This is a genomic window from Faecalibacterium sp. Marseille-Q4164, assembly GCF_017377545.1.
GTDB lineage: Bacteria > Bacillota > Clostridia > Oscillospirales > Ruminococcaceae > Faecalibacterium > Faecalibacterium duncaniae.
The window spans coordinates 45,201-67,584 of the sequence record NZ_JAFREJ010000013.1 but is presented as its reverse complement, the minus strand read 5'-3'; the positions used below and the strand labels follow the sequence as shown (position 1 = coordinate 67,584).

The 22,384-nt window shown below is 58.8% G+C and carries 32 protein-coding genes; 28 read left to right on the top strand and 4 right to left on the bottom strand.

The annotated features are described in order from the left end of the window. Window positions 1-79 precede the first annotated feature (79 nt). From J3352_RS11000 to J3352_RS10985, 4 genes are all read right to left on the bottom strand, one after another. Complete coding sequence (locus J3352_RS11000) at window positions 80-754, bottom strand: transcriptional regulator (protein WP_098924237.1); 675 nt, start codon at window positions 752-754, stop codon at window positions 80-82. A 12-nt stretch (window positions 755-766) separates the two neighbouring features. Further along, window positions 767-2,317 carry a DUF1538 domain-containing protein gene (locus tag J3352_RS10995; protein WP_156067089.1) on the bottom strand — a complete coding sequence of 517 codons (1,551 nt, stop codon included), beginning with the start codon at window positions 2,315-2,317 and terminating at the stop codon, window positions 767-769. Window positions 2,318-2,516: 199 nt separating this feature from the next. Then, entirely contained in the window at window positions 2,517-3,836 is a 1,320-nt protein-coding gene (locus J3352_RS10990) for an NAD(P)-dependent oxidoreductase (protein ID WP_156068780.1), read from the bottom strand. A gap of 124 nt (window positions 3,837-3,960) precedes the next feature. Further along, on the bottom strand, window positions 3,961-5,187 hold the full coding sequence (locus J3352_RS10985) for a nucleotidyltransferase family protein (protein WP_242699953.1): 1,227 nt from the start codon (window positions 5,185-5,187) through the stop codon (window positions 3,961-3,963). Between the two features lie 183 nt (window positions 5,188-5,370). Between J3352_RS10985 and J3352_RS10980 the strand changes: the two genes are divergently transcribed. From J3352_RS10980 to secY, 28 genes are all read left to right on the top strand, one after another. Beyond that, window positions 5,371-6,567, top strand: a complete 1,197-nt coding sequence (locus J3352_RS10980; protein WP_156067080.1) for an acetate/propionate family kinase — start codon at window positions 5,371-5,373, stop codon at window positions 6,565-6,567. Between the two features lie 315 nt (window positions 6,568-6,882). Next, entirely contained in the window at window positions 6,883-7,170 is a 288-nt protein-coding gene (locus J3352_RS10975; protein ID WP_005921120.1) for a zinc-ribbon domain containing protein, read from the top strand. 225 nt (window positions 7,171-7,395) lie between these two features. Then, a complete protein-coding gene (locus tag J3352_RS10970; protein ID WP_005934504.1) occupies window positions 7,396-7,650 on the top strand; it encodes a DUF1858 domain-containing protein in 255 nt (84 codons plus the stop codon). After that, window positions 7,651-8,322, top strand: a complete 672-nt coding sequence (locus J3352_RS10965; protein ID WP_097773246.1) for a class I SAM-dependent methyltransferase — start codon at window positions 7,651-7,653, stop codon at window positions 8,320-8,322. Between the two features lie 143 nt (window positions 8,323-8,465). Continuing rightward, complete coding sequence (locus J3352_RS10960; RefSeq protein WP_097773247.1) at window positions 8,466-9,242, top strand: Nif3-like dinuclear metal center hexameric protein; 777 nt, start codon at window positions 8,466-8,468, stop codon at window positions 9,240-9,242. Between the two features lie 235 nt (window positions 9,243-9,477). Then, window positions 9,478-11,235, top strand: a complete 1,758-nt coding sequence (locus J3352_RS10955) for an NFACT family protein (protein WP_097773248.1) — start codon at window positions 9,478-9,480, stop codon at window positions 11,233-11,235. A 584-nt stretch (window positions 11,236-11,819) separates the two neighbouring features. Next, window positions 11,820-12,131 (top strand): 30S ribosomal protein S10, encoded by a 312-nt coding sequence (rpsJ, locus tag J3352_RS10950; protein ID WP_005934923.1) that lies wholly within the window; start codon window positions 11,820-11,822, stop codon window positions 12,129-12,131. A 93-nt stretch (window positions 12,132-12,224) separates the two neighbouring features. Beyond that, window positions 12,225-12,857, top strand: coding sequence for a 50S ribosomal protein L3 (gene rplC / locus J3352_RS10945; protein ID WP_005934921.1), 633 nt, complete (start codon window positions 12,225-12,227; stop codon window positions 12,855-12,857). Between the two features lie 14 nt (window positions 12,858-12,871). Further along, the gene (rplD, locus tag J3352_RS10940) at window positions 12,872-13,495 is read left to right on the top strand and encodes a 50S ribosomal protein L4 (protein ID WP_005934920.1); all 624 of its coding nucleotides are present in this window, start codon (window positions 12,872-12,874) and stop codon (window positions 13,493-13,495) included. Beyond that, a complete protein-coding gene (gene rplW, locus J3352_RS10935) occupies window positions 13,495-13,791 on the top strand; it encodes a 50S ribosomal protein L23 (protein WP_005934919.1) in 297 nt (98 codons plus the stop codon). The genes rplD and rplW overlap by 1 nt, the downstream gene beginning before the upstream one ends. A 78-nt stretch (window positions 13,792-13,869) precedes the next feature. Then, the gene (rplB, locus tag J3352_RS10930; protein WP_097771302.1) at window positions 13,870-14,700 is read left to right on the top strand and encodes a 50S ribosomal protein L2; all 831 of its coding nucleotides are present in this window, start codon (window positions 13,870-13,872) and stop codon (window positions 14,698-14,700) included. Window positions 14,701-14,717: 17 nt separating this feature from the next. Then, entirely contained in the window at window positions 14,718-14,984 is a 267-nt protein-coding gene (gene rpsS / locus J3352_RS10925) for a 30S ribosomal protein S19 (protein ID WP_005934915.1), read from the top strand. Between the two features lie 18 nt (window positions 14,985-15,002). Continuing rightward, a complete protein-coding gene (gene rplV / locus J3352_RS10920; RefSeq protein ID WP_005921882.1) occupies window positions 15,003-15,338 on the top strand; it encodes a 50S ribosomal protein L22 in 336 nt (111 codons plus the stop codon). Between the two features lie 12 nt (window positions 15,339-15,350). Further along, the gene (rpsC, locus tag J3352_RS10915; RefSeq protein WP_005934914.1) at window positions 15,351-16,055 is read left to right on the top strand and encodes a 30S ribosomal protein S3; all 705 of its coding nucleotides are present in this window, start codon (window positions 15,351-15,353) and stop codon (window positions 16,053-16,055) included. After that, window positions 16,055-16,495, top strand: coding sequence for a 50S ribosomal protein L16 (rplP, locus tag J3352_RS10910; protein WP_005934913.1), 441 nt, complete (start codon window positions 16,055-16,057; stop codon window positions 16,493-16,495). Before rpsC ends, rplP begins: the two co-directional genes overlap by 1 nt. After that, the gene (gene rpmC, locus J3352_RS10905) at window positions 16,485-16,670 is read left to right on the top strand and encodes a 50S ribosomal protein L29 (protein ID WP_005934912.1); all 186 of its coding nucleotides are present in this window, start codon (window positions 16,485-16,487) and stop codon (window positions 16,668-16,670) included. The genes rplP and rpmC overlap by 11 nt, the downstream gene beginning before the upstream one ends. A 12-nt stretch (window positions 16,671-16,682) precedes the next feature. Next, window positions 16,683-16,940: a 30S ribosomal protein S17 gene (gene rpsQ / locus J3352_RS10900; protein ID WP_005921877.1), complete on the top strand. Its 258-nt coding sequence runs from the start codon at window positions 16,683-16,685 to the stop codon at window positions 16,938-16,940. Between the two features lie 43 nt (window positions 16,941-16,983). Beyond that, window positions 16,984-17,352 carry a 50S ribosomal protein L14 gene (gene rplN, locus J3352_RS10895; RefSeq protein WP_005921875.1) on the top strand — a complete coding sequence of 123 codons (369 nt, stop codon included), beginning with the start codon at window positions 16,984-16,986 and terminating at the stop codon, window positions 17,350-17,352. 13 nt (window positions 17,353-17,365) lie between these two features. Then, complete coding sequence (gene rplX / locus J3352_RS10890) at window positions 17,366-17,680, top strand: 50S ribosomal protein L24 (RefSeq protein WP_005934911.1); 315 nt, start codon at window positions 17,366-17,368, stop codon at window positions 17,678-17,680. A gap of 18 nt (window positions 17,681-17,698) precedes the next feature. Next, window positions 17,699-18,247 carry a 50S ribosomal protein L5 gene (gene rplE, locus J3352_RS10885; RefSeq protein WP_005934909.1) on the top strand — a complete coding sequence of 183 codons (549 nt, stop codon included), beginning with the start codon at window positions 17,699-17,701 and terminating at the stop codon, window positions 18,245-18,247. Between the two features lie 16 nt (window positions 18,248-18,263). Further along, window positions 18,264-18,449, top strand: coding sequence for a type Z 30S ribosomal protein S14 (locus J3352_RS10880; protein WP_005921866.1), 186 nt, complete (start codon window positions 18,264-18,266; stop codon window positions 18,447-18,449). 109 nt (window positions 18,450-18,558) lie between these two features. Next, the gene (rpsH, locus tag J3352_RS10875) at window positions 18,559-18,957 is read left to right on the top strand and encodes a 30S ribosomal protein S8 (protein WP_005934908.1); all 399 of its coding nucleotides are present in this window, start codon (window positions 18,559-18,561) and stop codon (window positions 18,955-18,957) included. A gap of 17 nt (window positions 18,958-18,974) precedes the next feature. After that, window positions 18,975-19,526 carry a 50S ribosomal protein L6 gene (rplF, locus tag J3352_RS10870; RefSeq protein ID WP_156067074.1) on the top strand — a complete coding sequence of 184 codons (552 nt, stop codon included), beginning with the start codon at window positions 18,975-18,977 and terminating at the stop codon, window positions 19,524-19,526. 18 nt (window positions 19,527-19,544) lie between these two features. After that, window positions 19,545-19,904, top strand: coding sequence for a 50S ribosomal protein L18 (gene rplR, locus J3352_RS10865; protein ID WP_005934906.1), 360 nt, complete (start codon window positions 19,545-19,547; stop codon window positions 19,902-19,904). A gap of 19 nt (window positions 19,905-19,923) precedes the next feature. Continuing rightward, window positions 19,924-20,424, top strand: coding sequence for a 30S ribosomal protein S5 (rpsE, locus tag J3352_RS10860; protein ID WP_097771300.1), 501 nt, complete (start codon window positions 19,924-19,926; stop codon window positions 20,422-20,424). 14 nt (window positions 20,425-20,438) lie between these two features. Next, window positions 20,439-20,624, top strand: coding sequence for a 50S ribosomal protein L30 (rpmD, locus tag J3352_RS10855; RefSeq protein WP_005934904.1), 186 nt, complete (start codon window positions 20,439-20,441; stop codon window positions 20,622-20,624). 20 nt (window positions 20,625-20,644) lie between these two features. Further along, window positions 20,645-21,085, top strand: coding sequence for a 50S ribosomal protein L15 (gene rplO / locus J3352_RS10850; protein WP_005934902.1), 441 nt, complete (start codon window positions 20,645-20,647; stop codon window positions 21,083-21,085). A 1-nt stretch (window position 21,086) separates the two neighbouring features. Next, window positions 21,087-22,382: a preprotein translocase subunit SecY gene (secY, locus tag J3352_RS10845; protein WP_097771299.1), complete on the top strand. Its 1,296-nt coding sequence runs from the start codon at window positions 21,087-21,089 to the stop codon at window positions 22,380-22,382. Window positions 22,383-22,384: the final 2 nt, after the last annotated feature.

Sequence of the window (22,384 nt, the reverse complement as noted above, 5' to 3'; positions counted from 1 at the left end):
AGAACAGCGGGATTGATGTGGCTGCCAAGGGCTCCCCCTTTGGGGGAGCTGGCGCGAAGCGCCTGAGAGGGCGAGGCCGTTACTCCTCGTCCAGCAGCCGCAGACCTGCCGTATCGGTCACGGGCAGGGAGAATACGATGGCTCCCGCCTTGGGGCCTGCCCCCTGCATGATGGCCTGCATGATCTGGTTTTTCAGGGTGGTGCGGGACACGATGAGCACCAGCTCCTTCTCGTTGACCAGCTCCACCCCCATAAAGTGGGCGGCACCCTCCATGCCGGTGCCCTTTGCATGGATGACGGTGCCGCCGCCGGCTCCGGCGGCGCGGGCCGCGTCCATGATGGAGCCGGTGTGGCCCTGATTGGCAATGACGAGCAGCAGCTCATAGCGGGTATCCTTCAAGGTGCTTTCCTCCTTCAGTGCAAAGGTCTGGTGTTCGGTCAGGAATTGCAGCGCCCGTTTGCCGCCGATGCTGCTGACCGGGATGATGAACGCGATGCCGGTGCCCGGCACATCGATGCGCATTTTGCGGCGCAGATCTTTTTGCAGACCGGGCCAGGTCTCGGCGGTGATCATGGCAAAGAGCACGGCCTTTTCGGTCTGCTCCAGCCCCAGGGTGGAAAGGGTCTCCCGCACCGCCGTGCCTGCACCCACCGTGCGCAGGCTGACCGTGATGCCGTGCTCCTCGTAAAGGGCCAGAAAGGCATCGGTGGAGTGGCGGTCGGTGATGGTGACGAGCCAGTATAAAGTATTCACAGCAGGACCTCCTTACAGCTCGATGATGGCATCATCCGGCAGGTCGGCAAAGGCCAGCGCGGCGGTGGACACAGGCTGTGCCTGCCGGGCTCTGCGCTGCTTGAGCTGGGCCATCAGACCCATGAGCTGCACCGTGATGAGGGGGGTCATGGCGACCATGGCCACCACGCCGAAGGCATCGGTGACGATATTGCCGCCCACAGCTACACAGGCACCCTGTGCCAGCGGCAGCAGGAAGGTGGCCGTCATGGGGCCGGAAGCAACGCCGCCTGCGTCAAAGGCGATGGCGGTGTAGAGCTTGGGCACCACGAAGGAGATGCCGATGGCAAAGGCGTAGCCCGGGATGAGGAACCACAGGATGGAGATGCCGGTGAGCACCCGCACCATGGCAAGACCCACCGAGAGGGAAACGCCTGCCGAGAGGGCTGCGCCCATGGTGCTGGCGGAGATGGCACCGTCGGTCACTTCCTCGACCTGCTTGTTCAGCACATAGACGGCGGGCTCGGCCTTGACGATGAAGTAGCCGATGAGCATCCCGATGGGCACCAGCAGCCAGCGGAAGCTCTGGCCTGCCAGCACCTGACCCAGATAATTACCGGCAGGCATAAAGCCGATGTTTGCGCCTGCGAGGAATAGCACAAGACCGATATAAGTATAGGCAAGGCCCACGCCGATGCGGCCCAGCGTCCGCCGGTCGAGCTTGAGGGCAGCCAGCTGGAACACGCCGAACATGGCGATGATGGGCAACAGGGAGGTGGCAATCTCCTTGATGTAGGTGGGCAGGCCCTCGTGGAAGAGCTGCCACAGCTCCACGGAATCGCTGACGTTGGGCAGGATGGGCGGAACGTAGGTGCTGTCGCTGGCCTGGAACGCAATGCCCAGAATGAGCACCGCCAGAATGGGGCCGATGGAGCAGAGCGCCACCAGACCAAAGCTGTCGTCCGCGGCATGGCGGTCGGAACGGATGGCGGCCACGCCGACACCCAGCGCCATGATAAAGGGAACGGTGATGGGACCGGTGGTCACGCCGCCGGAATCAAAGGCCACGGAAAGAAATTCCTTTGGCACAAAGGCGGCCAGCACAAAGATGAGCCCGTAGAACACCACCAGCAGCTTGGGCAGGGCAATGCCCAGCAGCATACGCAGGAAGGCGACCACGAGAAACAGCCCCACGCCTGCCGCCACCGAGAGGATGAGGGTCATGTTGGGGATGGAGGGCACCTGATTGGCCAATACCTGTAAGTCGGGCTCCGAGATGGTGATGAGAAAGCCCAGCAGAAAGCCGACACCGATGATGAGCGGCACGCTCCGGCTTTTGGTGAGCATTGCGCCCACCCGCTCGCCCATGGGGCTCATGCTCATCTCCGCGCCCAGCGTAAAGAACATGATGCCCACAATGATCATAGCCGCGCCCAGCAGGAAGCAGAGCAGGATGCTGGGGGAGACGGGAGCAATGGAGAAGCAGAGCACCAGCACGATGGCCACGATGGGCAGCACCGCCTGAAGCGCTTCCAATAATTTTTCCCGCAGTTTGGGGATGGATGCCTTGAGAATAATGTCCACCGACCTTTCGAGAAAATATTTCCGCAGTGTACAAAACACAGGCGGATATATGAATAGTATACTGGAAAACGGAAAATGGGGTCAACTAAGAAACGGCAAAGATGGATAAATGGGCGCAAAATTTACAAATTGGAAATCAAATGAAAACCGATGAGAAATAAAACGCCCGGCGGGACAGACCAGCCGGGCGGGAAAAGCATTATTTGACTTCCTGTTTGCCCAGAACGTCTGAGGTGGGGGTCTGGAAGGTGGGGATGTCGGCGTAGGGATCGGGGGTCGTATCTGCAGGCAGGCTCTTCATGTACTTGTCCATGGATTCGGCCACCTGCTTGGCAATGGCCACGGCCTCGACCACGGTACGGGCACCCATAACGGCATCGCCGCCGGCAAACACGCCCTCGCGGGTGGTGCTGCCGTCCTCGCTGACGGTCAGCAGGCCCTTCTGGTTGGTCTCGATGCCGGTGGTGGTCTTGACGAGGTTGCTCTCCGAGCCCTGGCTCACCGAGACGATGACACCGGTGTGGGGGTAGAAGGTCTCGCTGCCCTCTACCTGCACGAACTTGCCCTCTTCGTTCTTGACCGTGTCGCGGCAGATCAGGCCGTTCTCCCGGATCTCCACCGGGGCCTTGCGGAAGCGGAAGCCCACGCCCTCGAGCTTGGCATAGCTGACCTCGTACTCAGAGGCGCTGATGCAGCTCTCATCCCGGCGGGCATAGCAGGTGACATGGCGGGCACCGTTGCGGATGGCGGTGCGGGCGCAGTCCATGGCCGAGTTGCCCACGCCGATCACGGCGATGTCATCCCCCAGCCGGAAGGCCTTGGAGTTGGCCAGATAGTCGATGCCAAAGGCCACGTTGCCCAGGGCCTCGCCCTTGATGTGCATGGCGTTGGCCTTCCACAGACCGGCACCGATGAACACGCTCTTGTAGCCGTCGCGGAACAGGTCGTCGATGGTGATGGTCTTGCCGATGGTGGTGTTGGGCCGGACATGGATGCCCTTGAGCTCAAGGTGGCGATACTGGAAATCGTCCAGCACGCTGTCGGGCAGGCGGTAGTTGGGGATGCCGTACCGCATCACGCCGCCGATCTTATCCCGGGCATCAAAAATGGTGATATCGTAGCCCCAGCGCGCCAGCAGCACGGCAATGGTCAGGCCGGCAGGGCCTGCACCCACCACAGCGGCCTTCATGCCGTTCTTGGGGGCGGGGCCCTTGGTCATCTTGTTGGCATAGGTGGTGGAGATATAGTCCTCGATGATGGAAAAGTGGACAGGATCGTGGCTGGGCATCCGGTTGCGGATGCAGTGGCCCTCGCACTGGTTCTCGTGGTTGCAGACCAGAGAGCAGACCGTGGTCAGGGGGTTGTTCTCAAACAGCATCCGGCCTGCGGCATCCAGCTCGTTTGCCTTGAGCAGACGGATGACCTCGGGGATGTTGGTGTGGATGGGACAGCCCTGCTGGCACATGGGCTTTTTGCAGCCGAGGCAGCGGTTGGCTTCGTCCAGAACGTGTAATGCCATGGAGTTCCTCCTCTTGTCCCACAGGCTGGGGACGCTTCGTTGTATCCAATACTATCATTATGATACACCGAACCGCTGCCGGGATACAAGTGTGGAAATGTAAAAATTTCAGGAGAAAATTTTGCTATTTCGTCAAAAAGATAATTTTTTGACGAAGTGCGCCCCCCATCGGCTCCGGCTTTTTACGACACAGCGCGCCAAAATCACAGGCCCGCAGCTGAGCGTCCACCACCGCCCGGCAGGGGGCGTTCTGTTCGGCCAGCCGTGCAAGGGAGTGGGATACCGGCAGTGCGGCAGCCTTCAGGAGGGAAAGGGCATCCTTCTGCGCCCCCAGCAGGTGGAGATAGGGCGGCAGGGCGGGAAAGGCATCGGCAGAATAGTCCAGAGCGGCATCCACGGCCAGGCGGCGCATCCGTGCCCGTGGATAGCGCACGGTGGTCAGGCTGTCCAGCAGCTCCGCATGGGTGGTGCTGGAACGCACGGCGGCTTCCAGCCGGTGCTCCAGACCTTCCGAAATGCCCCGCACCTGGGCAAACGGCGCGGTTCCTGCGCACCGGCTGCGCAGAAGCGCCAGCTGACAGCGCTGGGCGGCCGCAAGATCGGTGTACTGCCCGGCGGCAAAGGCTTCCCGGTAGAGCGGCAGGACTTCCGCCGGAACATAGGGAGCAGCGGCATCAGCTCCGCCGCTCTGCCAGAGCGTGCGCAGGGCGCTGGCACTGGCAAACTGCCCCCCTGTTTCGGTCAGGGCCTGCCCATGACCGGCACCCTGCCGGGGCAGGGGGATCGGCACCAGAGAAGCCCCCAGCTCCAGAATGGCCTTGCAGTATTCCACGGCCAGATTGTTGTTGGGCTTGTCCAGCAGGGCGGCAAGGCCGGTGCCCGGGCAGACTGCTTCCACCGCTGCCTGCCGGGCTGCCGCAAAGCTGCGGGCCCCGGCGGCAAGCCGGGCCTTGAGGGCGGTGCGGTATTCCGCGCCGGAGAGCACCCGGGCGGCTTCCATCAGAAGCGCCGCATCCGGGGTCTCGGCTCCGAACACCAGAGCGTCGCACCCGGCGGCGGCCAGCAGCTGCACCCCGGCCCGGGCAAAGCATTCCGCCCCGGAACAGGCATAAGGAGCGGGCAGGGCGAACACGAGGTCGGCCCCGCAGGTCAGCGCAGCCTGCACCCGCACGCTTTCGGGCAGCAGGGGCAGCGCGCCCCGCTGGGTCAGCCCGCAGCTCATGGCCACCGCCACCCGCTGAGCACCCAGTGCCTTTGCCTGCTGCAGCTGCCAGGCGTGGCCGTTGTGGAAGGGATCGTATTCGGCAATGATCCCGGCGAGCTTATACATTGTGAAATTTATATCGTTCATACAGAAATAACCTGTGTCTCTTTCCATTTGTGGGCAGGGTGTACAAAAAAGCATGGATACTTTGTGGAACCCTTTGCCCGGTTGCGGCTTGAAAACCCTTGGAACCTATTATATAATATTTCTAGGAATCTGTAAAATTCTGTCCGCATCTGCGAACCGAAAAGAATATGGAGGCACAAGAAGATGAAAGTTCTGGTTATTAACTGCGGCTCTTCTTCCCTGAAGTATCAGCTGATCGATATGGACGGCGAGAAGGTGCTGTGTAAGGGCCTGTGCGAGCGCATTGGCATGGAAAGCAGCATGATCACCCACGAGGCCAACGGCCACAAGGCCACCACCCCGGCGATCTTCCCCACCCACACCGAGGCTTTTGCTGAGGTCGTGAAGAAGATGACCACCGGCGAGGGCAAGTGCATCGACGATATCAGCGAGATCAACGCCATCGGCCACCGTGTTGTCCACGGCGGCGAGAAGTTCAAGGCCAGCTGCCTGATCACCGATGAAGTCATCAATACCCTCCGGGAGCTGAGCCCCCTGGCCCCCCTGCACAACCCCGCAGGCATTCTGGGCATTGAGGCTGCACGCAAGGTGTTCGGCAACATCCCCATGGTTGCTGTGTTCGATACCGCTTTCCACAGCACCATGCCCCCGAAGGCTTATATGTACGCCATCCCCTACGAGTACTATGAGAAGTACGGTGTCCGCCGTTACGGCTTCCACGGCACCAGCCACAAGTATGTTGCACACAAGGCTGCCGAGTACCTGGAGGAGCCCATTGAGCGCCTGAAACTGATCACCTGCCACCTGGGCAACGGTTCTTCCATTGCTGCTGTGGACCAGGGCAAGGTCGTGGATACCTCCATGGGCATGACCCCGCTGGCCGGCCTGATGATGGGCACCCGCTGCGGCGACCTGGACCCCTCTGTGGTCAACTACCTGAAGTACACCCTGAACATCACCGGCCACGAGCTGGACGAGATCCTGAACAAGAAGTCCGGCCTGCTGGGCATCTCCGGTGTCTCCAGCGACAAGCGCGATGTGGAGGAGGCAGCTGCTGCCGGCAACAAGCGCGCACAGCTGGCTTCTGACATGCTGAACTACCAGATCAAGAAGACCATCGGCAGCTACATTGCCGCCATGGGCGGCGTGGATGCCATCGTCTTTACCGGCGGCATCGGCGAGCATGATGCTGCTGCCCGTGCAAAGATCTGCCACCACATGGATTGGCTGGGGATCCGCATCGATACCGACAAGAACAAGCACATCCAGGGCGATGTCTGTGAGATCACTGCCTGGGGCGCAAAGGTCCGCACGCTGGTCATTGCTACCGATGAGGAGCTGATGATCGCCCGCGACACCAAGGAAGTTGTCGAGAAGTAAGCCGTTCGTATTTTACGCGGTTTTTACAATGCAATAAAAAGGGGAACGCGCTTCTGGATGGGGCGCGTTCCCTTTTGCTGTTTTCCGGAGCGCAAACCCTGTCTAATTGGGCCGAATGCACAAAAATGAAGCCGAAGGTTTGTTTTTTGGTTGACAAATCAAAAAAAGAACGGTACAATAGAGAAGTCCTCAACCAGAGGATGTTCTATCATTCAAGCCCCTGGTAGCTTACGATCAGCGCGATGGTCCCTAAAAACCAAAGGTATGGTTACAATCCTTCCGCGGGCAAGAACTAAACAAAGAGGAGATACTACTATGTTCGAAGACAAGACTTTAGTTTGCAAAGACTGCGGCAAGGAGTTTGTTTGGACTGCTGGTGAGCAGGAGTTCTACGCATCTCGCGGCTTTGAGAACCAGCCCCAGCGCTGCAAGCCCTGCCGTGACGCTCGCAAGAACGGCGGCGCACGCAGCAACAGCGGTGAGCGCCAGATGTTCGATGCTGTCTGCGCAGCTTGCGGCAAGGCTTGCAAGGTTCCCTTCCAGCCCCGTGAGGACCGTCCGGTCTACTGCTCCGACTGCTTCGCTCGTATGAAGCAGAACTAAGCGCTGATTTTTAAATCTGAAGCTTGGCCCCCGCTGTCGCAAGATGGCGGGGGCTTTTTGTGTGGAAGTTGCTCACCCTCTCAGTCAAAGCCGAAGCAATGACGGAGAGGGTGAGGTCGCTAAAAATTGTGTCAACTACTTGCAAAAATACCTAGTAATGGGGTATAGTATATACGAATGGTCTGCCTGACCACGAAAACACCCACAACAGAAAGGAATCCCATCATGTTTGATATTTTTAATATGCTCAAGAAGAACGAGGAGAACAAGACGATGCAGGTGACCCGCGAGACCATCATTGGCGATATTCTGGATATGGATCAGACCACCGCTCCCTATTTTATGGAGATCGGTATGCACTGCCTGGGCTGCCCCGCTTCCCGCGGCGAGACCATTGCCGAGGCCTGTGAGGTCCACGGTGTGGACTGCGACGAGCTGCTGGAGAAGCTGAACGCCCATCTGGCTTCCAAGAAGGCCTGAGTGCTCCCCACACTGGATGCGCGTCTGACCGCCGCCGCCGAGCTGGTGCTGCCGGGCAAGCCGGTGGCCGACATCGGCTGTGACCACGGCAAGCTGACAGCGGTGCTGGCGGCCTCGGGGAAATACCCCCGGGTCATCGGGGCCGATCTGCGCCCCGGCCCGCTGGCAAAGGCAGAACAGACGCTGGAACATGCAGGATGCAAAGACCGCGTTGAGCTTCGGCTCGGCGACGGTCTTTCTGTGTTGTCTGCGGGCGAGGTGGGGACCATTGTGCTGGCGGGCGTTTCGGCACAGACCACCTGGGAAATCATCGAACAGGCCCCGTGGGTGTCGCAGGTCGGCGGGCCCCGGCTGGTGATGGTACCGGCCACCCGCCACAGCGAGCTGCGCCGCTGGCTGTGGGAACACGGCTTTGCGCTGGCGGCAGACCGCCCCGTGCAGGCGGCGGGCCGCTGGTACGCCGTGATGGCCGCTGAATACACCGGCGAGGTGCGCACCCCCACCTTTACCGAGTGCCTGTTCGGCAGAACAGCCGAATGGCCCGAGGGTGCAGGATATGCCGCCTGGCAGAAGGCCAAGCTCCCCCGTTTCCGGCTGGGCGTGCCGGATGGGACGGAGCTGGCGGAGGAGATCGATAAATTGTTAGATGGCTCGCCCTCTCAGACTCGCTGACGCTCGCCAGCTCCCCCAAAGGGGGAGCCCTTGGCAAAACCGGAAACTTTGTGGGGATTGTCAAAACCTCGCCCTTCGGGAGAGGTGGCATTGCGCAGCAATGACGGAGAGGGTGAGGCTGCTGAAATTGGAGGTACAGCTTTATGGCTACAACCAATGATATTTACGCTGAGATGCAGCGCTATGCGCCGCTGGAACTGGCAGAGAGCTGGGATAACCCCGGCCTGCTGGTGGACTGCGGCCGTGAGGTGTCCCGGGTGCTGGTAACGCTGGACATCACCCCCGAGGTGGTGGAGGAAGCTGCGGCCGGGGGCTGCGAGCTCATCGTGTCTCACCACCCGGTCATCTTCAGCCCGCTGAAAAAGCTGACCCCCCGAGATGTATCCTTCCAGCTGGTGCAAAAGGGCATCTCTGCCATCTGTATGCACACCAATCTGGATGCCGCTGAGGGCGGCGTGAACGAGGTGCTGGCGGGCATCTTCGGGATGCAGGACTGGGAAGGGTTTGCCGACGGCTGCGGCCGGGTGGGCGAGGTTGACCCCATCACGGTGCCGGAGTTGGCCCGCAAGGCGCAGGCTGTGCTGGGCGGGCGGTGCAACCGGCCCCGGAGCGGCCCTGCGGTGCAGGTCAAGTTTGCGGATACCGGCAGGACCGTAAGGCGGCTGGCGGTCATCAGCGGCGCGGGCGGAAGCATGTTCGAGGATGCCCTTGCCGTGGGGGCGGACTGTCTGCTGACTGGCGAGGCCAACCACCACGCGGCCATAGATGCCGTGCGTCTGGGGCTGTCGCTGGTGGCGGCGGGGCACTACGCCACCGAGTTCCCGGTGTGTGCCGCCATCGCTGACCGCCTGCGCACTGCGTTCCCGGAGCTGGAGGTGCGGGTGAGCGGAGAGAACAGAGATCCGTTTACTTATATATAAATAAGGAATTAAACCTCTCAGGCGCTTTGCGCCAGCATACGGGTTGCGGCTCCCAGCATCCACTTCGTGCAAAGGATTGCACTCGTGTCCTGCTGGCCGCGGCCCCAACAACTCCTCCCTTCATCCGCCACTGGCGGCGGTCGTCGTCGTTGCCTAGTAGGGGAGCCCTTGGCAAAACCGGAGCGTTTTGCGTAAACGAATAAGAGATTCTATCAGAGAAACAGGTGATTATAAGATGGCACTTGATGCCGCGACGCTGGCGCTGACGGCTGGGGAGCTGAAACAGACCCTGACCGATGCGAAGATCGCAAAAATATTTGAACCTACCCGCGATGAACTAGTGCTGACTCTGCGCACCCGCACCGAGACCTATGCGCTGCTGCTCTCGGCACGCAGCGGCTCGGCCCGGGTCTGCCTGACCGAAGAGAGCTTCGAGAACCCCGAGACACCTCCCTCCTTCTGTATGCTGATGCGCAAGCATCTGACCGGCGGCAAGCTGCTGGATGTGCGGATGGAGCCGGGTGACCGCATCGTGTACTTTACCTTCCAGTGCACCAACGAGATGGGTGACCTGGTGCAGAACATCCTCTGCGCCGAGCTGATGGGCCGCTACTCCAATCTGGTGCTGGTGCAGAACGGCAAGATCATCGATGCCCTCAAGCGAGTGGATTTTGAGGACAGCGATGTCCGGCAGCTGCTGCCGGGCCTGCCCTACACCATCCCGCCCAAACCGGCCCGCCCTGACTTTTTGCAGGTGAGCGCCGCGTCTATCGTGGCGGCAGCCTGTGAGCGGGACCTGCCTGTGGCCGATGCCCTGAACAAGACCGTGGCCGGTGTCGGCCCGGTGGTCTGCCGGGAAGCCGCCTGGCGCGCCTTCGACGGGGAACACCTGCTGGCCAACGAGCTGGACGATGCGCAGAAGCGGAAGCTGATGGCCGCCATTGATGAGCTGAAGGAGCTCCACCACAACGGCGGCTGTCCCTGCAGCGTGACTGCCCCGGACGGCAAGCCGGTGGAGTTCACCTTCTTCCGGCCCCAGCAGTACGGCGATACTTATATTATAAAGGAATGGCCGTCCTTCAACGCCCTGCTCGAGGGCTACTATGCCGAGAAGGACCGCGCCGAGCGCCTGCGCACCAAGAGCAAGGAGCTGCACAAGGCCGTGCACAACATGTACGAGCGTGCGGTCCGCAAGCAGGCCGCACGGCAGGAGGAGCTGGCCGCCAGTGGCAAGAGCGAGAAGCTGCGGCTCTACGGGGAGCTGCTCTCGGCCAACCTCTACATGGCCCAGAAAGGAATGAAGAGCATCACCGTGCCCAACTGGTACGATGAGGGCAAGGAAGTGACCATTCCGCTGGACCTGCGGTTCAGCCCCAGCCAGAACGCCCAGAACTTCTTCAAGAACTACAAGAAGAAGCAGACCGCCGCCCGGATGCTGGTAGACCTGCTGGCAGAGGGAGAAAAGGAGATCGCCTATCTGGAAACGGTGCTCTACGAGGTGGAGACCGCCGCCGGTGAGGCGGCACTGAACGAGATCCGGGCCGAGCTCAAGAGTCAGGGCTACCTGAAATACTACAAGCAGCGCGACAAGCGCCAGAAGCCTGCCGACTTCCTGCGCTTTACCTCCAGCGACGGCTTTGAAATTCTTGTGGGCCGCAACAACGCCCAGAACGACAAGCTGACCCTCCACACCGCCCGGGGTAAGGACCTCTGGTTCCACGTCCAAAAGGCTCCCGGCAGCCATGTGGTCGTGATGAGCCGGGGCGAGGATATCCCGGACACCACCCGGCAGGAGGCCGCCGAGCTGGCCGTGATCTATTCCAGCGCCTACAAGGCCGGGACCGGTGCCAAGGTGGCGGTAGACACCACCGAGGTGAAGAACATCTGGAAAGCCAACGGTGCAAAACCCGGCATGGTTCTGTATGAGGTGTACACCACCGTCTACATCACTCCCCGGGATGGGCTGGAAGAACAGCTGAAACAGAAAAAGTAAAGAATGACCCTCTCCGTCAAAGCCTGTGGGCCCTGACGGAGAGGGTCTTTTTGTATAAAGCGCCCCATTCCGGTGCATCCTGAAAGGCGGGGGAGTTTTCCACGCAAAAACGTGGAACGCGGTATGCAAAATGCACAAAAAATGCGCCAAAAGACCGTGTAGAGAAAATAAAAAAGAAAAATACGATTTTTTTGAAAAAACACTTGCCAAATGCACGCAGATGTGATAAAATATCTCTCGGCTGCAAAGGGCTTGTGCGATACAAGTCGTGCAGGCCAGCGATATGCGTAGATGCGGGAGGTTGTCATCCGGCAATAGTCGTGATGGGTTATTTCCGCGGAGTATGTCCGATCTTAGAACCGGGCGAAAAAATTACTGACAGCGATGGAATACGTTCCCTCGGCGGGGCAACCTGCGAAACGGGCGGAACCAATGTTCGGATTTGATTTGCTAATATATTTCCGGGAGAACTGCCAAGCGGTTCACCGGTTTTTCTAGTGCCAAATCGAGGAACACCCGGAACTGTGTAGAGCAATTTATCGGCTCGCCTAGGGCAAAATCAATTTTTTCAGGAGGCGTAAGCAATGGCAGTCAAAGAGAAAATCAGAATCCGTCTGCAGAGCTATGATGCTCAGCTGATCGATGCCGCAGCAGAGAAGATCGTGGAGACCGCAAAGCACACTGGTGCCCGCGTGTCCGGCCCCATCCCCCTGCCCACCGATCGTGAGATCGTTACCGTTCTGCGCGCTACCCACAAGTACAAGGATAGCCGCGAGCAGTTCGAGAGCCGCACTCATAAGCGTCTGATCGACATTCTGAAGCCGTCCAACAAGACGGTCGAGGCTCTGATGAGCCTCCAGCTCCCCGCTGGCGTGGACATCGAGATCAAGCTGTAACAGCTGATCCAAGCGATGCTCCTCGTTTCCCGAGGGGTCATGTTGGCGGTGACGTGCGCCGCCAACCAATAACCTTTACAGGAGGAAAAGAAAATGGTTAAAGGCATTATCGGCAAGAAAGTCGGTATGACCCAGCTGTTCGATGAGAGCGGCAAGGTTATTCCCGTAACTGTCATCGAGGCTGGTCCCTGCACCGTGGTGCAGAAGAAGACCGTCGAGAGCGATGGTTACCAGGCTGTCCAGCTGGGCTTCGGCGAGGTTTCCGCCAAGAAGGTCAACAAGGCAGCTGCAGGTCACTTCAAGAAGGCAAACGTTGCCCCCAAGAAGACCCTGCGCGAGTTCCGTCTGGAAGATGTTTCCGCAATGAACGTTGGCGACGTGCTGAAGGCTGATGTCTTCGCAGCAGGCGACAAGGTTGACGTTGCAGGCGTTTCCAAGGGCAAGGGCTACCAGGGCGTTATCAAGCGCTTTGGCCAGCACCGTCTGCGTGAGAGCCACGGCACCGGCCCTGTTGCTCGTCATGCAGGTTCTATGGGCGCTATTTCCAACCCCTCTCGTGTGTTCCCCGGCAAGCGCCTGCCCGGTCACATGGGCTTTGTGCGGGTCACCGTGCAGAACCTGACCGTTGTCAAGGTTGACACCGAGAACAATCTGATCGCTGTCAAGGGTGCGGTTCCCGGCTCCAAGGGCACCATCGTCACTCTGGCCAACAGCGTGAAGGCGTAAGGAGGAAAGCTACAATGGCAAAGTTTAATGTAGTCGATATGAACGGTCAGCACGTTAGCGAGATCGAGCTTTCCGACGCCGTGTTCGGTATCACCCCGAACGAGAAGGCTGTCCACATTGCTGTGGTGAACTTCCTGGCCAACCAGCGTCAGGGCACCCAGAACACCAAGATCCGCATGGAAGTTTCCGGCGGCGGCAAGAAGCCCTGGCGTCAGAAGGGCACCGGCCACGCTCGTCAGGGCTCCATCCGTGCTCCCCAGTGGACTCACGGCGGCGTTGCTCTGGGCCCCAAGCCCCGCAGCTACAACTACCACATCAACAACAAGGTCAAGCGCCTGGCTCTGCTGAGCGTTCTGTCTGACAAGGCTGCCAATGGCAACATGGTCGTTGTTGATAAGTTCACCTGCGACGAGTACAAGACCAAGGCTGTGGTTGCAATGCTGAACGCTGTTGGCGCTGGCAAGAAGAACCTGCTGGTCAACGAGACCGTCGATGCAAAGTTCGTCAAGAGCGCTGGCAACATTGCCGGTGTCAAGACCACCTTTGCAGGCAGCGTGAACACCTACGATGTGCTGAACGCCGACAAGCTGATCATCAGCGTCGACGCAGCGAAGAAGCTCGAGGAGGTGCTTGGCTAATGAAAACCGCACATGATATCATCCTGAAGCCGGTCATTACCGAGAACTCCATGGCTGGCATCGCTGATAAGAAGTACACCTTCAAGGTTGCTACTGATGCCACCAAGGTCGAGATCGCTCAGGCTGTCGAGACCCTGTTCCCCGGCGCTAAGGTCGCTAAGGTCAACACCATTTCCGTGCGTGGCCGCTTCCGCCGCCAGGGCATGCATGCTGGTTACACTGCCGCTTCCAAGAAGGCAATCGTGACCCTGACCAAGGACTCCAAGGAAATCGAGTTCTTCAACAGCATGGTCTAAACCGAACCCGCCGAGGGTTCCTCTATGGGGATATGACCCCGATAATAATTCATAAGATAAACAAAGGAGAATAGCACAATGGCTATCAAGAAGTATGGCCCCACTACTCCGGGCCGCCGCGGCATGACCGTCACGGATTACAGCGTCCTGAGCAAGGTCGCTCCCGAGCGCAGCCTGCTGGAGCCCATGAAGAAGCACAGCGGCCGCAACAACACCGGTCGTATCACCGTCCGCCACCAGGGCGGCGGCAACCGCACCAAGTATCGTGTCATCGACTTCAAGCGTCAGAAGACCGATATCCCCGCTACCGTCAAGACTCTCGAGTATGATCCGAACCGCAGCGCATTCATCGCTCTGGTCGAGTACACCGATGGCGTTAAGAGCTACATCATTGCTCCCGATGGCCTGAAGGTGGGCGATGTGGTCATCAGCAGCAAGTCTGCCGACATCAAGCCCGGCAACTGCCTGCCCTTCGAGAACATCCCCGTTGGTACCATCATCCACAACATCGAGCTGTATCCCGGCCGCGGCGCTCAGCTGGTTCGTTCCGCTGGCAACATGGCTCAGCTGATGGCTAAGGAGAATGGCTACGCTCTGGTTCGTCTGCCCTCCGGTGAGATGCGCAACGTGCCCGTGAACTGCACCGCAGTTGTGGGCCAGGTTTCCAACATCGACCACGAGAACGTCAACCTGGGCAAGGCCGGCCGTAAGCGCCACATGGGCGTTCGTCCCGGCAGCCGTGGTACCGTTATGAACCCCTGCGACCACCCCCACGGCGGTGGCGAGGGCCGCGCACCTGTTGGTCACTCCGGTCCTATGACTCCCTGGGGCAAGCCCGCTCTGGGTCTCAAGACTCGCAAGCATCATAAGCGCTCCGATAAGCTCATCGTGAAGCGTGCAGGTAAGTAAGAGAGGAGTTTAAGACAATGGGTAGAAGCATTAAAAAAGGACCTTTCGTCCAGGCTGCTCTTCTGAAGCACGTTGAAGCAATGAACGCTTCCGGCAAGAAGCAGGTCATCAAGACCTGGAGCCGCGCCTCCACGATCTTCCCCGAATTCGTTGGTCACACCTTTGCCGTTCACGACGGCCGCAAGCATGTGCCTGTGTATGTGACTGAGGACATGGTTGGCCACAAGCTGGGTGAGTTCGTTCCCACCCGTACCTTCAAGGGCCACACCGGTAATTCTAAATAATAGAGGGAGGAACACAACATGGAAGCTCGGGCAATTCTTCGTTATGCCCGCATTAGTCCCCGTAAGGTGTCTATCGTTATGGACCTGATCCGTAACAAGCCCCTGGACGAAGCGCTGGCAATCCTGCAGTACACCCCGAAGGCCGCTTGTGAGCCCCTTCTGAAGCTGGTGAAGTCTGCAGCCGCTAATGCGGAAAACAACTTCAATATGGACAAGAACAATCTGTACGTTGCTGAGTGCTACGTGTGCCCCGGCCCCACGCTGAAGCGCATGATGCCTCGTGCACAGGGCCGCGGCTACCGCATCCTGAAGCGCACCAGCCACATGACCGTTGTTCTGAAAGAGAAAGAGTAAGGAGGGAAAACAATGGGCCAGAAAGTAAATCCGCACGGCATTCGTGTCGGCGTTATTAAAGACTGGGACAGCCGCTGGTTTGCCTCCAAGAAGGATTTCAGCGATAACCTCGTCGAGGATCACAAGATCCGCACTGAGCTGAAGGCTCAGCTGAAGGACGCTGGTGTCCCCAAGATCGAGATCGAGCGTACTGTGGATCCTTCCACTTCCGCTCCTCGCGTGACTGTTAACATCTACTGCGCTAAGCCGGGCATGGTCATCGGCAAGGGCGGTGAGGAGCGCGTTGCTCTGCAGAACAAGCTGACCAAGGAGTATGGCAAGACTGTGATCGTCAATGTCATCGAGGTCAAGAGCGCTTCCACCAACGCACAGCTGGTTGCTGAGGACATCGCTCGTCAGCTGGAGAACCGTGTGACCTTCCGCCGTGCCATGAAGCAGTGCATGCGCAATGCTATGAGCCCCCGCGATCGTTCCACCGTTCCCGCTAAGGGCATCAAGGCTATGTGCTCCGGCCGTCTGGGCGGCGCTGATATCGCTCGTACTGAGAGCTATCACGAGGGCACCATCCCCCTGCAGACCCTGCGTGCCGACATCGACTACGGCTTTGCTGAGGCTGCTACCACCTACGGCCGCATCGGCGTTAAGGTGTGGGTCTACAAGGGCGAGGTCCTGAAGAGCGCTAAGACCGCTCAGAAGAAGGAAGGAGGCAACAAGTAATGTTACTGCCTAAGCGTGTTAAGTACCGCCGCGTTCAGCGCGGCCGCATGACCGGCAAGGCTACCCGCGGCAACGTGGTGTGCCAGGGCCAGTACGGCCTTGTTGCTCTGGAGCCGGCATGGATCTCTTCCACCCAGATCGAGGCTGCTCGTGTTGCCATGACTCGTTACATCAAGCGTGGCGGCAAGGTGTGGATCAAGATTTTCCCCGATAAGCCCGTTACCGAGAAGCCCGCTGAGACCCGCATGGGTTCCGGTAAAGGCTCTCCCGAGTACTGGGTTGCTGTCGTTAAGCCCGGCCGCGTTCTGTTCGAGCTGGCAGATGTCGATGAGGCAACTGCCCGCGAGGCTCTGCGCCTGGCTATGCACAAGCTGCCCATCAAGTGCAAATTTGCAGTCCGTGAGGACTCCGTGAAGGAGGATGGCACCAATGAAGGCTAATGAACTCCGCGAAATGCAGACCGCAGAGCTGACCAGCAAGCTGGTCGACCTGAAGGCTGAGCTGTTTAACCTGCGCTTCCAGCATGCCATCAACCAGCTGGAGAACCCCGGCCGCATCGACGCAGTCAAGAAGGACATCGCCCGCGTGATGACCGTTCTGGCTGAGAAGCAGTAAGGAGGTTAAACGATGGAAGAACGTAATCTGAGAAAGACCCGCGTCGGCGTTGTCGTGTCCGACAAGATGGATAAGACCATCGTGGTTGCCGTTAAGGATAGCGTGCAGCACCCCCTGTACAAGAAGATCCTGAAGCGTACCGTGAAGTTCAAGGCTCGTGACGAGCAGAACGAGTGCGGTATCGGTGACCGTGTTGAGATCATGGAGTGCCGCCCCCTGAGCAAGGATGTGCGCTGGCGCCTGGTCCGTATCGTTGAGAAGGCAAAGTAATCTTTGCCCGCTGCTTTGAACAGTTTGAAAGGAGATATCTGAAATGGTTCAGATGCAAACTTATCTCAAAGTTGCCGACAACACCGGTGCCAAGGAGCTGATGTGCTTCCGTGTGCTGGGCGGCACCCGCAAGAGATACGCAAACATTGGTGACGTCGTGGTCTGCTCTGTCAAGAAGGCAGCCCCCGGCGGCTCCGTTAAGAAGGGCGACGTCGTCAAGGCTGTCATCGTGCGCAGCAAGCATGGCGTGCGCCGCGACGACGGTTCCTACATCCGTTTTGATGAGAACGCCGCCGTTATCGTTATGGCCGACAAGAACCCCAAGGGTACCCGTATCTTTGGACCTGTTGCTCGCGAGCTGCGTGATGCCGGCTACACCAAGATCCTGAGCCTGGCTCCGGAATCGCTGTAAGGAGGTTTTAAAAATGAATAATCTTCATGTTAAAACCGGCGACAACGTTATGATCATCAGCGGCAAGGACAAGGGCCACACTGGTAAGGTCCTGCAGGTCAGCCCCTCTGAGAACAAGGTCATCGTTGAGGGCCAGAACATGGTTACCAAGCACGTCAAGCCTCGTCGTCAGGGCGAGCAGGGCGGCATCGTGAAGGCTGAGGGTGCTATGTACGCATCCAAGGTCATGCCCATCTGCCCCAAGTGCGGCAAGGCCGTGCGCGTGGGCCATGTCGAGAAGGACGGTAAGATGGTCCGCGTCTGCAAGAAGTGCGGCGCTGAGCTGTAAGGAAAGGAGTAAGGAACAATGGCTCGTTTGAAAGAACAGTATGTCAATGAAATTGCTCCTGCTCTGAACTCTAAGTTCGGTTACAAGAGCGTTATGCAGATCCCCAAGCTGGACAAGGTCGTCATCAACGTTGCCTGCGGCGAAGCCAAGGACAACGAGAAGATCCTGGAAGCTGTTATGAAGGATCTGGGCCAGATCACTGGCCAGAAGGCAGTCGTCTGCCGTGCCAAGAAGAGCGTTGCTAACTTCAAGCTGCGCCAGGGCACTCCCATCGGCTGCAAGGTCACCCTGCGTGGTGAGCGTATGTACGAGTTTGTCGATCGTTTCTTCAACGTCGCTCTGCCCCGTGTCCGCGACTTCCGCGGCATCAACGGCAACGGCTTTGACGGCCGCGGCAACTTTGCATGCGGCATCAAGGAGCAGATCATCTTCCCCGAGATCGACTTTGATAAGGTCGATGCAGTCCGCGGCATGGATGTCTGCTTTGTTACCACCGCTAAGACCGACGAAGAGGGCAAGGAGCTGCTGAAGGCTCTGGGCGCTCCGTTCGCTACCGAGAATAACTAAGGAGGAGATTGATACAATGGCTAAACTGTCTATGAAGCTGAAGCAGTCTCGTCCTGCTAAGTTCTCTACCCGTGCATACACCCGCTGCCGCATCTGCGGCCGCCCCCACTCCGTGCTGCGCAAGTACGGCGTGTGCCGTGTGTGCTTCCGTGAGCTGGCCTACAAGGGCGAGATCCCGGGCGTGAAGAAGGCTTCCTGGTAATTTGCCAGAGGGCTGGATAGAATGTCGGATATCCGCCCCGGGGCAAGCATGTTTCGGGGCGGTATCATTATAAAACAAATGAGAGCTAATCTAAGGAGGTTAGTGGCACATGCAGATTACTGATCCTATCGCGGACCTGCTGACTCGCATCCGCAACGCTAGCACTGCCAAACACCCTTCTGTGGAGATCCCCGCTTCCAACATGAAGAAGGCTATCTGCCAGATTCTGGTTGACGAGGGCTACATCAAGGGCATGCAGGTGAAGAACGACACCGTTCAGGGTACCATCGTTGTCACCCTGAAGTACCAGGCTAACGGCGAGCCCGTTATCGCTGGCCTGCGCCGCGTGTCCAAGCCCGGCCTGCGCATCTACACCAACTGCGAGGATATGCCGAAGGTCATGAAGGGCCTGGGCACCGCAATCATTTCCACCTCTAAGGGCATTATGACCGATAAGGCTGCTCGTGCTGCGCACGTTGGCGGCGAGGTCCTGGCCTTTGTGTGGTAAGAAAGGGGTAAAAGACAATGTCGAGAATTGGAAGAAAACCCATCGTCATTCCTGCCGGCGTCACTGTTACTGTTGATGAAGCAGCACACACCGTCGCTGTCAAGGGCCCCAAGGGCAGCCTGAATTCCAACTTCCACCCCCTGATGACCGTTAAGGTCGAGGGCAATGAAGTTCTGGTTACCCGCCCCAATGACGATCCCCAGGCCCGCAGCCTGCACGGCCTGACCCGTACCAACATCGCTAACATGGTCAACGGTGTTGTGAACGGCTACGAGAAGAAGCTGGAGATCGTGGGCGTTGGCCTGCGCTGCCAGAAGCAGGGCTCCAACCTGGTTATGAACCTGGGCTTCTCCCACCAGGTGAATGTCCCCGATACCGAGGACTGCACCATCGTGTGGCAGGACCCCAACCACTTCTCTGTTACCGGTATTGACAAGCAGAAGGTGGGCCAGTACGCCGCCGAGATCCGCGCCAAGAAGCCGCCTGAACCCTACAAGGGCAAGGGCATCCGCTATGTGGGCGAGGTTGTCAAGCACAAAGAAGGCAAGGCCGGCAAGGGCAAGAAATAAGGTAAGGAGTGAAAGACAATGGTTAAGCAGATCGACAAGAACGAAGCTCGTCTTCGTCGTCATCGCCGCGTTCGCAACAAGATCAGCGGCACCGCAGCACGTCCCCGTCTGGATGTTTTCCGCTCCGCCAAGCACATTTACGCTCAGATCATCGATGATGAGCAGGGCGTGACCCTGGTGTCTGCATCCACTATGGACAAGGACTTCAATGGTTTCGGCGGCAACGTCGAGGCCGCAGCTGAGATCGGCAAGAAGGTCGCAGCAAAGGCTCTGGAAAAGGGCATCACCGAGGTCGTGTTCGACCGTGGTGGCTACGTTTATCATGGCCGTGTTAAGGCCCTGGCTGATGGCGCCCGTGAGGGCGGCCTGAAGCTGTAATGAGAGGAGGAAACACATTATGGCTATGAGAAACCGTGAAGACGACGGCATGATCACCAAGGTTGTCTCCATCAACCGCGTTTCCAAGACTGTCAAGGGCGGCCGCATCATGAAGTTTGCCGCTCTGGTTGTCGTGGGCGACGGCAAGGGCACCATCGGTTATGGCATCGGCAAGTCTGGCGAAGTGCCTGAGGCAATCCGCAAGGGCGAGGCTGCTGCAAAGAAGAACATGCACAAGGTTGCCCTGAAGGGCACCACCATCCCCCACGAGATCGTCGGCAAGTACGGCGCAGGTGCCGTTCTGCTCAAGCCGGCTGCACCCGGTACCGGCATGATCGCCGGCGGCCCTGTGCGTGCCGTCATTGAGGCTGCTGGCATCAAGGACATCCGTGCGAAGTCTATGCGTTCCAACAACCCCATCAACGTTGTTTCTGCTACCTTCGCAGGTCTGTGCGGCCTGGTCAGCGCGGAGTCCGTCGCTGAGAAGCGCGGCAAGACCGTGAGTGAGATTCTGGGTTAAGGAGGTAACAAACCATGGCAGATAAGATGCTCAAGATCGAGCTGAAGAAGAGCCTGATCGGCCGCGGCGCTAAGCAGATCGCTACCGCTGAGGCCCTGGGCCTGAAGAAGCCGGGCGACGTTACCGTTCAGCCTGACAATGCCGCTACGCAGGGCAAGATCGCAAAGATCGGCTTTATGCTCAGCGTCACCGAAGCCTAATAGCAGGGGGTATACGCATAATGAAACTTCATGAACTGCACGCTATTCCCGGTGCAAACAAGGCTGTGACCCGCAAGGGCCGCGGCATTGGCTCCGGCAATGGCAAGACTGCCGGTTTCGGCAGCAAGGGCCAGAAGGCCCGTTCCGGCGTGAAGCACGCTGGTTTCGAGGGCGGCCAGATGCCTCTGGCACGCCGCCTGCCGAAGGTTGGCTTTAACAACATCTTTGCTACCCAGTACGCCATTGTTAACGTGGCTGACCTGGAAGCAGCTTTCAACGCTGGCGATGTCGTTGACACCGAGGCTCTGAAGGCAAAGGGTCTGGTCAAGAAGACTCTGGACGGTGTTAAGGTCCTGGGCAACGGCGAGCTGACCAAGGCTCTGACCGTCAAGGCCGCAGCCTATTCCGCTTCTGCCAAAGAGAAAATCGAGAAGGCAGGCGGAAAGGCTGAGGTGATGTAAGGTGTTCCAGACATTCCGTAACGCATGGAAGATTCCCGAGCTTAAAAATCGTCTCCTGTTCACGCTGGCGATCCTCGTGGTGTATCGTCTGGGCAGCGCCATCCCCGTTCCGTTCATCACCGGTTCTGCACTGAACCAGATGTTCTCCAACGGCAATATGCTCTCGTATCTCGATATGATGAGCGGTGGTGCCCTGTCTCGGTGCACACTCTTCGCGTTAGGTGTGACGCCTTATATCAACGCTTCCATCATTGTGCAGCTGCTCACCGTTGCGATCCCCGCCCTGGAAAACATGGCGAAGGAAGCCGACGGCCAGCAGAAGATGCAGCAGATCACCCGGTATGTCGGCGGTGTCATCGCTCTGGTGATGAGCCTCGGCTACTACTTCGTGATCCGCAATATGGGCGCACTGAAGTACACCAGCGGCGCGGCTGGTATCTTTACCGCTGTTGTCATCATTGCCACCTTTACCGCAGGTGCGCAGCTGATCACCTGGTGTGGTGAGCAGATCGACGACAAGGGTATCGGCAACGGTATCTCCCTGTTGATCTTCTCCTCGATCGTTTCCAACTGGTCCGGTGTCTACACCACCGTCACGGGTCTGCTGACCCGCGCCGCTGCAGGCGAGACCCGGTTCTATATCCTGCTGCCCCTGCTGCTGGTTCTGGCACTGGTTGTGATCGTGTTCATCGTTGTTATGACCAACGCTGAGCGCCGCATCACCATCCAGTATGCCAAGCGTGTGGTGGGCCGCAAGCAGATGGGCGGGCAGAACAGCTACCTGCCCCTGAAGCTGAACATGAGCGGCGTGATGCCCATCATCTTCGCTTCCGCGATGGTTTCGATCCCCGGCACCATCGGCAGCTTCCTGCAGATCGATCAGGCAGCACATCCGTTCTGGTATGCTTTCTTCCATACCTTCAACTACACGTCGCTGCTCTATATCGTGATCTACCTGCTGCTGATCCTGGCCTTCAACTACTTCTATGTGGCCATCCAGTACAACCCCGTTGAGATCGCCAACAATCTGCGTCGCAACAACGGCTCGATCCCCGGCTTCCGTCCCGGCAAGCCGACCAGCGATTTCCTGACCCGCACCCTGAATAAGATCACCCTCATGGGTGCCATCTTCCTGGCTGCGGTGGCTGTACTGCCGATCATTCTGGGCAACCTGACCGGTATGAGCATCCAGCTGGGCGGTACCAGCCTGCTGATCGTGGTTGGTGTGGCACTTGATACCACCCGTAGCCTCGACAGCTTTATGACGATGCGCAACCACAAGGGTTTCCTTGGCTGATC

What these genes read in the sequence shown, in the direction of transcription:
- J3352_RS10990 (WP_156068780.1), bottom strand. Translation starts at nt 3,836, where the DNA reads ATGGCATTACACGTTCTGGACGAAGCCAACCGCTGCCTCGGCTGCAAA.
- J3352_RS10985 (WP_242699953.1), bottom strand. Translation starts at nt 5,187, where the DNA reads ATGAACGATATAAATTTCACAATGTATAAGCTCGCCGGGATCATTGCC.
- J3352_RS10980 (WP_156067080.1), top strand. Translation starts at nt 5,371, where the DNA reads ATGAAAGTTCTGGTTATTAACTGCGGCTCTTCTTCCCTGAAGTATCAG.
- J3352_RS10975 (WP_005921120.1), top strand. Translation starts at nt 6,883, where the DNA reads ATGTTCGAAGACAAGACTTTAGTTTGCAAAGACTGCGGCAAGGAGTTT.
- J3352_RS10970 (WP_005934504.1), top strand. Translation starts at nt 7,396, where the DNA reads ATGTTTGATATTTTTAATATGCTCAAGAAGAACGAGGAGAACAAGACG.
- J3352_RS10960 (WP_097773247.1), top strand. Translation starts at nt 8,466, where the DNA reads ATGGCTACAACCAATGATATTTACGCTGAGATGCAGCGCTATGCGCCG.
- J3352_RS10955 (WP_097773248.1), top strand. Translation starts at nt 9,478, where the DNA reads ATGGCACTTGATGCCGCGACGCTGGCGCTGACGGCTGGGGAGCTGAAA.
- rpsJ (WP_005934923.1), top strand. Translation starts at nt 11,820, where the DNA reads ATGGCAGTCAAAGAGAAAATCAGAATCCGTCTGCAGAGCTATGATGCT.
- rplC (WP_005934921.1), top strand. Translation starts at nt 12,225, where the DNA reads ATGGTTAAAGGCATTATCGGCAAGAAAGTCGGTATGACCCAGCTGTTC.
- rplD (WP_005934920.1), top strand. Translation starts at nt 12,872, where the DNA reads ATGGCAAAGTTTAATGTAGTCGATATGAACGGTCAGCACGTTAGCGAG.
- rplW (WP_005934919.1), top strand. Translation starts at nt 13,495, where the DNA reads ATGAAAACCGCACATGATATCATCCTGAAGCCGGTCATTACCGAGAAC.
- rplB (WP_097771302.1), top strand. Translation starts at nt 13,870, where the DNA reads ATGGCTATCAAGAAGTATGGCCCCACTACTCCGGGCCGCCGCGGCATG.
- rpsS (WP_005934915.1), top strand. Translation starts at nt 14,718, where the DNA reads ATGGGTAGAAGCATTAAAAAAGGACCTTTCGTCCAGGCTGCTCTTCTG.
- rplV (WP_005921882.1), top strand. Translation starts at nt 15,003, where the DNA reads ATGGAAGCTCGGGCAATTCTTCGTTATGCCCGCATTAGTCCCCGTAAG.
- rpsC (WP_005934914.1), top strand. Translation starts at nt 15,351, where the DNA reads ATGGGCCAGAAAGTAAATCCGCACGGCATTCGTGTCGGCGTTATTAAA.
- rplP (WP_005934913.1), top strand. Translation starts at nt 16,055, where the DNA reads ATGTTACTGCCTAAGCGTGTTAAGTACCGCCGCGTTCAGCGCGGCCGC.
- rpmC (WP_005934912.1), top strand. Translation starts at nt 16,485, where the DNA reads ATGAAGGCTAATGAACTCCGCGAAATGCAGACCGCAGAGCTGACCAGC.
- rpsQ (WP_005921877.1), top strand. Translation starts at nt 16,683, where the DNA reads ATGGAAGAACGTAATCTGAGAAAGACCCGCGTCGGCGTTGTCGTGTCC.
- rplN (WP_005921875.1), top strand. Translation starts at nt 16,984, where the DNA reads ATGGTTCAGATGCAAACTTATCTCAAAGTTGCCGACAACACCGGTGCC.
- rplX (WP_005934911.1), top strand. Translation starts at nt 17,366, where the DNA reads ATGAATAATCTTCATGTTAAAACCGGCGACAACGTTATGATCATCAGC.
- rplE (WP_005934909.1), top strand. Translation starts at nt 17,699, where the DNA reads ATGGCTCGTTTGAAAGAACAGTATGTCAATGAAATTGCTCCTGCTCTG.
- J3352_RS10880 (WP_005921866.1), top strand. Translation starts at nt 18,264, where the DNA reads ATGGCTAAACTGTCTATGAAGCTGAAGCAGTCTCGTCCTGCTAAGTTC.
- rpsH (WP_005934908.1), top strand. Translation starts at nt 18,559, where the DNA reads ATGCAGATTACTGATCCTATCGCGGACCTGCTGACTCGCATCCGCAAC.
- rplF (WP_156067074.1), top strand. Translation starts at nt 18,975, where the DNA reads ATGTCGAGAATTGGAAGAAAACCCATCGTCATTCCTGCCGGCGTCACT.
- rplR (WP_005934906.1), top strand. Translation starts at nt 19,545, where the DNA reads ATGGTTAAGCAGATCGACAAGAACGAAGCTCGTCTTCGTCGTCATCGC.
- rpsE (WP_097771300.1), top strand. Translation starts at nt 19,924, where the DNA reads ATGGCTATGAGAAACCGTGAAGACGACGGCATGATCACCAAGGTTGTC.
- rpmD (WP_005934904.1), top strand. Translation starts at nt 20,439, where the DNA reads ATGGCAGATAAGATGCTCAAGATCGAGCTGAAGAAGAGCCTGATCGGC.
- rplO (WP_005934902.1), top strand. Translation starts at nt 20,645, where the DNA reads ATGAAACTTCATGAACTGCACGCTATTCCCGGTGCAAACAAGGCTGTG.